Annotated in this window: 4 protein-coding genes and 1 pseudogene; all 5 read left to right on the plus strand. The window is 71.3% G+C overall.

Annotated features, from left to right (window positions below; genetic code table 11):
* Positions 1 to 229 precede the first annotated feature (229 nt).
* The 5 genes and pseudogenes from GEV07_30405 to GEV07_30425 all read left to right on the plus strand — a co-directional run bounded on the left by GEV07_30405 (position 230) and on the right by GEV07_30425 (position 6068).
* Positions 230 to 1102, plus strand: a complete 873-nt coding sequence (locus GEV07_30405; protein MQA06825.1) for an isocitrate lyase — start codon at positions 230 to 232, stop codon at positions 1100 to 1102.
* 113 nt (positions 1103 to 1215) lie between these two features.
* Positions 1216 to 1959, plus strand: a complete 744-nt coding sequence (locus GEV07_30410; GenBank protein MQA06826.1) for a hypothetical protein — start codon at positions 1216 to 1218, stop codon at positions 1957 to 1959.
* Positions 1943 to 3324: pseudogene (locus tag GEV07_30415) on the plus strand (FAD-dependent oxidoreductase). Before GEV07_30410 ends, GEV07_30415 begins: the two are co-directional and overlap by 17 nt.
* Positions 3321 to 4688, plus strand: coding sequence for an MmgE/PrpD family protein (locus GEV07_30420; protein ID MQA06827.1), 1368 nt, complete (start codon positions 3321 to 3323; stop codon positions 4686 to 4688). The pseudogene GEV07_30415 and the gene GEV07_30420 overlap by 4 nt, the downstream one beginning before the upstream one ends.
* 3 nt (positions 4689 to 4691) lie before the next feature.
* Positions 4692 to 6068, plus strand: coding sequence for an FAD-binding protein (locus GEV07_30425; protein ID MQA06828.1), 1377 nt, complete (start codon positions 4692 to 4694; stop codon positions 6066 to 6068).
* The last annotated feature ends 271 nt before the right edge of the window (positions 6069 to 6339 follow it).

Below are 6339 nucleotides of genomic sequence, written 5' to 3' on the forward strand. Positions count from 1 at the left end.
CACCCAACTCCGCAGCCAGCCACTCCTCCGTCACCGCAGCACCAGGCGCGATCCGCACCCGCACGATCGCCTCCCGCAACGAGCCATACGCCAGATCACGCAACGACCGCCGCTCCCCCTGCAATGACAGCCCGGCCAACGAGGTCGCCTCCCATCCGGCTCGGTGATCTCGACTGCGCGGCACCACCATATTGACGTTTTGAAGAACTGTCTACAAAAATACAGCCTCATGACAGAGACCGCAGCCGGCCAGCTCGCCCGGCTCATCGCACGCGGTGAACTGCTCGTCCTGCCCGGCGTCTACGACGGGCTCTCCGCCCGCGTGGCGGAGGAAGCCGGCTTCGAGTGCCTCTACGTCAGCGGCGGCGCGATCGCCCGCAGCTGCGGCCTCCCCGACCTCGGCCTGTTGTCCATGACGGAGGTCCGCGACCGCATCGCGTCGATCTGCGACGCGGTGTCGATCCCCGTGGTGGTGGACATCGACACCGGCTACGGCAACGCGCTCAACGTGCACCGCACGGCACGCGAGTTCGCCCGGCTGGGCGCGGCAGCGTTCCAGCTGGAAGACCAGGTGACGCCGAAGAAGTGCGGGCACTACGCCGGCAAGGAGCTGATCGGCGCCGCGGAGATGGTCGGCAAGATCCAGGCCGCGCAGGAGGCCCGCGGCGACGGTGGGCCGCTGCTGATCGCCCGCACCGACGCCGTAGCGACCGAGGGTCTGGAGAGCGCCGTCGACCGGGCCAGGCGGTACGCGGCCGCGGGCGCGGAGATCCTGTTCGTCGAGGCCCCGACGGACCGCGAGCAGATCACCGCAGTCGCGCGCGAGCTAACCGGGCACCCGCTGCTGATCAACATGTTCGAGGGCGGGCGCACCCCGGTCGTGCCGCCGGATGAGCTGGCCGCGCTCGGCTACCGCATCGTCATCGTCCCTTCCGACCTGCAACGGGCGGCCATCCACGCGATGCGCACCACCGCGGCCGAGCTGCGCCAGCAGGGCAGCACGGCGGCGCTCTCGCACCAGCTGACCAGCTTCGACGAGCGCGACGTGCTGATCGGCAAGCCCACCTGGGACGAGCGGGAGCGCCGCTACGGCTCGGCCTGACCACCGAAACACGGAAGGTGTCCAGTGAGTGGCACGAAGGTCTGGCAGCAGAGCGTCACCGACCTCACGGTGCTGCCCCGTTATGCGGAGCAGCTGCGTGACCACGCCGCACGGTGCCGACCACCACCGTGGACGTGCACGGGGTGGCGGCGGGCACCTACCCGCCCGGCGTGCCACCGATCGAGGTGCTGCGGTACCCGGCCGCCGAGTACCTGCTCGGCGTGCAACTGCTGGCGAACGCACAGCGGGCCGAACGCGCCGGCTACGACGCGTTCGCCGTCGGCTGCTTCTTCGACCCGGTGCTCGAGGAGCTGCGCAGCGCCGTCGACATCCCCGTCGTGAGCCTGTGCGAGAGCGCGCTGTCGATGAGCGCGGCGGCGGGCCGGCGGATCGGGCTGATCGGCATCGCGGAGGTGAACCGGCACCGGCTGGCGGAGCTCGTCGACCGGTACGGCTTCGGCTCCAGGGTCGCCGCGATCGTCGAGCTCGACCCGCCGGTCGGCGAGGACGAGCTGGACCGCGCGTACGACGACCCAGACGTACTGCTCCCCCTGTTCGAGGCCGCCGCCGAGCGCTGCGCGCAGGCGTCCGCCGACCTCGTCATCCCCGCGGAGGGGGTGCTCAACAGCCTGCTCACCCGTAACGGGATCCGCGAGCTCGCCGGCCTCCCGGTCGTGGACGCGTTCGCGGCCCTGTTCGCGCACGCCGAGGCGCTCGTCTGGATGACCCGCACCTCCGGACTGACGATCAGCCACGGGCACGGCCGTGCCCGTGCGCCGGCCGAGGTGATGGCCAGCGCCGCCGCACGGGCACACGAGGCTCTTGCCGAAGGGAGCGACCATGTCCCAGCCCACTGAGACCGTCGACGCCGTCGTGGTGGGCGGCGGCCTCGCCGGCGTGTGCGCTGCAGTCACCGCCGCGGAGAACGGCGCCGACGTGGTGCTGCTCGAACGCGAGCCCGAGCTGGGCGGCAGCACCGTGCTCAGCGGCGGCTTCTTCGCGCTCACCGGCACCCCCATGCAGCGCGACCTCGGCATCGACGACTCACCCGACCTGCTGTACGACGACCTGCGCGCCGCCGGTGGCTACCAGAACGACGAGGAGCTCGTACGCAGGTACGCCGATGCACAGGTCGGCCTGTACGACTGGCTCACCGGCCTCGGCGTGACGTTCAACGCGGTGGAGCTCAGCGCCGGCCAGTCCGTGGCACGCAGCCACCAGACGCATACACCAGAGCTGATCAGGACCCTCGCGGCACACGCGGCGGACGGCACGGCGTACGTATCGAGACCGGCGCCCAGGTGACCCGCCTGCAGCGCGACGCCGACACCGGCCGGGTGACCGGCGTCGCGGCCACCGTGGAAGGGAACGCCAGGCAGCTGGGCGTAAGGCGCGGCGTCGTGCTGGCGAGCGGTGGCTTCTCCCGCAGCGAGGAGCTGTTGCAGGTCTTCGCGCCGCACCAGGCCAAGGCGCTGCGCATGGGCGGCGCGGGCAACACCGGCACCGGCCTGCGGATGGCGTGGGCGCTCGGCGCCGACGTCCGCGACATGGGCTACGTCAAGGGCACGTTCGGCACCCATCCGAGCGCCACCGCGACCAAGCACGAGATCCTGCTGGCCTTCTACCTCGGCGCGGTGATCGTCAACAGGCTCGGCCGGCGGTTCGTCGACGAGTCGCTGGACTACAAGACGCTCGGCGACGCGTGCCTGGGCCAGCCGGACGGGCTGTGCTACCAGCTCTTCGACCAGGCGGTGATGGACGCGTCGTCGCCGGGTGTGCCGCTGTTCGACCTGGACGCCCTACGCAAGCGCGGCCTGATGGTCGAGGCGGACAGCTTGGCGGAGCTCGCGTCCGCCATCGACGTCGACGCGGCCGCGCTCACCGACACCGTCGAGCGGTACAACGCCGCCATCGGCACCGACACCGACGACTTCGGCCGCGACGGGCTGTGCAACCACGCCGGCGAACCGGTGCCGCTGCGCCGACCGCCGTTCTACGCGTTCCCTTCCACGACCGCGGTCCTGGCCACCTACTGCGGGCTGCGCATCACGCCGGACACCGAGGTGATGGACGTGTTCGGCGAACGCATCGACGGGCTGTACGCGGCGGGCGAGGTGATCGGCGGCTTCCACGGCACCGCGTACCTCACCGGCTCATCATTGGGCAAGGCGTGCGTGTTCGGCCGGATCGCCGGTGCCGCGGCGGCAGGTGACCACGCATGAGCGACCCGACCCCCACGGCGCTGCTCGCCCGCCACGCCAGGGACACCCGGCACGTGCACCTCACGCCGGACGTACGCGAGAAGGCCGTGCTCTGCCTACTCGACGCGTACGCGCTCGCCCTGTCCGCACACGACGACCAGACCGTGGTGGCCGCGGACTCCGTGCTCGCCACGGCGGCACCGGCGACCGGTGCGACCGTCTGGGCGAACGGACGCCACACCTCCGTCGGCGACGCCGCGCTCGCGAACGGCATCGACGCACACGCGCAGTTCCAGGACGACACGGACATGGACGCCTGGGCACATCCTGGCTCGCTCATCGTGCCCGCCGCGTGGGCGCTCGCCGAACAGCGCGGCGAGTCGCTCGACGTGTTGGTGCGCGGCATCGCATCCGGCTACACCGCCCTGAATTGGCTGGGCGCCCACGGTACGGTCGGCCACGCGCTGGTCGAGCGCGGGTTCCGCGCCAGCCCGACGCTCGGTTCGATCGCCGCGGCGGTGAGCGCCGCGACCGTGCTCGGCCTGGACGAGCAGGCCGCCACCAACGCGATCGGGCTGGCGACCGACACCACAGGCGGCCTGCTCGAACCGGTTCGTACGGGCGCGCAGGACTGGCGCTGGCAGAACGGCGTCGCCGCCTGGCGCGGCACCATGGCCGGGTTGCTCGCCGCGGCCGGCGTACGCGGCCCGGCCGAGCCGCTCACCGGCCCGCAGGGCTTCCTCACCGCCTTCTGCGGCACCGACTCGCCGCCGGACGACTGGCGCACCGCGCCCGCGACGGACGCCATCCATGTGGTGTGGTTCAAGCGCTACCCGGTGCTCGGCGACAACATGGCCGCCGCCGTCGCCGCGGCCAGCCTGCACCCCGAGCTGCCCGACCCGCACGCCGTCACGCGGATCGACGTACACATCAACGCGCACTTCGCCGCGTACCCCGGCACCTCGTACGCTGGCCCGTACGACACGGTCGAGCAGGCGATGGCGAGCACCGCGTTCGCGGTCGCGGCGCTGCTCGCGCACGGCGAGATCCGGCACCGCGACCTGGCGACGCTGTGCACCGACCCGCTCGTCACCGCGCTCGTCGAGAAGGTCACCGTCGTCCCCGAACCCGACTACGGCTTCCTCGACAGCACGGTCGCCGTGCCGACGGCAGGAGGAACGCTGACCCGGCACACGGCGGACTGCCCGCGCGAGGAGTTCTTCCGCGACCGAGCCACCGCGGCCGCGGCCTTCCACCGCACCGTCGCCGACGTCCCCGTCGCGCCGACGGGTGGCGAGCTGCCCGAGCGGCTCTTCGACTGGCTCGACGGCGGCACAGAACCCGCGCTGGCTGACCTGTTCGTCCACGCCGACAGGGAGAGCTGATGAGTGAGAAACCGTGGGACCTGGTCGTCGTCGGGCGGCGGTGGCTGCGGACTCGCCGGCGCCGTACGCGCAGCGCAGCTCGGCGCGCAGGTGCTGCTGCTGGAGAAGGAGCCCGACCTGGGCGGCAACACTGCCCACAGCATCGGCTCCGTGCCGGGTGCGGGCACCAGGTTCCAGGAAGCCGCGGGGATCGCCGACTCCCCCGCACAGTTCGTCACCGACCTACGCGGCCAGGCAGGCGAGCACCTGGACGATCCCGTCGCAGACCGGCTCTGCGGCATCTCCGCGGACCTGGTGCACTGGCTGGTCGACGAGGCCGGCGTGGAGCTCAGCCTGACCGAGGACTACATGCACATCGCGCACTCGGTCAACCGGCTGCACAACCCGCCGAACCGCGAGGGCATCGAGATCGTGCGCTACCTCGAGGCCACGGCACGCGCGCTCGGCGTGCAGATCGGCACCGGGGTCCCTGTCACCGGTGTCGCACCCGACGGCCACCTGATGCAGGTCACCACTGCCACCACGGTGTACGCCGCGCGGAACGTACTGCTCGCCACCGACGGCTTCGGCGCCGACCGGGAGCTCGTCGCGAAGCAAATCCCGGAGGCCGCGCGGCTGCCGTACTTCGGCGGTCCTGGCAACACCGGTGACGGCATCAGGCTCGGTGAGCAGCTTGGCGGGCACACCGCGTCGATGGACGCCATGCTCGGCTACGCGGCAATGGCGCAGCCGTCAGAAGGACCGGTGTCGTTCGAGACCATGTTCTCCTGGACCGTCCCGGAGAAGGGCGGCATCTTCGTGACCGCGGCGGGCCACCGGTTCGGCGACGAGAGCGTCGGGTACTCGGCCTTCACCGACGAGGTGCTCGCGCACACCGAAGGCGTCTCGTACGCGGTGTTCGACCAACGGATACTCGACCACGTCTGCGCGTACGAGAAGCGCTTCCGGCTGATCGCGCAGCGGACCGACACACCGATCCTGCGGGCCGAGGAACCGCACGCACTGGCGGCGCACTATGGGCTGCCCGCAGCCGCCCTCGCCGCCAGCATGACGGCCTACAACGCCGCCGCGCGCGGCGACACGGCCGACGAGCACGGCCGCACCGGCTTCGGCTTCGCCCCGCTCGTCGCGCCGTTCTACATCGCGAAGACCGTGCCCGGCATCTTCACCACGCAAGGCGGGCTGCGGATCGACGCGGACGCACGGGTGCTGTCGACCGACGGCGCCCCGATACCCCGTCTGTACGCGGGCGGCGGCACGACCGCGGGCATCTGCGGGCCTTCAGGGGCCCGCGGCTACGTGTCCGGCAACGGTCTGCTGTCCGCCCTCGGCTACGGGTACCTCGCGGGCGGGCACGCAGCTCGCTCCCTCTTGCAGTAACCACAACGATAGGAGCCGACACCGTGGCACTGGCGCACGGAACCAGCCAAGTCGGGGGAACTTCGATCAAGAAGGTCGCCTTGGCGACCCTCATCGGCACGGCGACCGAATGGTACGACTACTTCCTCTACGGAGAAATTGTCAAGACCTGTGGATGAGGTTTGTTAGGCGGCTTGCTTCTCCGCGGCTTGATCGTCGGGTCGTTCGACGAGTTTCCCGTTCTCGAACCGTGCTCCAGTGCGTACCAGTGCGACGAGGTGCGGTGCGTTCA

The organism is Streptosporangiales bacterium, from assembly GCA_009379825.1.
Classification (GTDB): Bacteria; Actinomycetota; Actinomycetes; order Streptosporangiales; family WHST01; genus WHST01.

Excerpts from the sequence above, each read along its gene's own strand:
- GEV07_30405 (MQA06825.1), top strand. The coding sequence starts at position 230 with ATGACAGAGACCGCAGCCGGCCAGCTCGCCCGGCTCATCGCACGCGGT.
- GEV07_30420 (MQA06827.1), top strand. The coding sequence starts at position 3,321 with ATGAGCGACCCGACCCCCACGGCGCTGCTCGCCCGCCACGCCAGGGAC.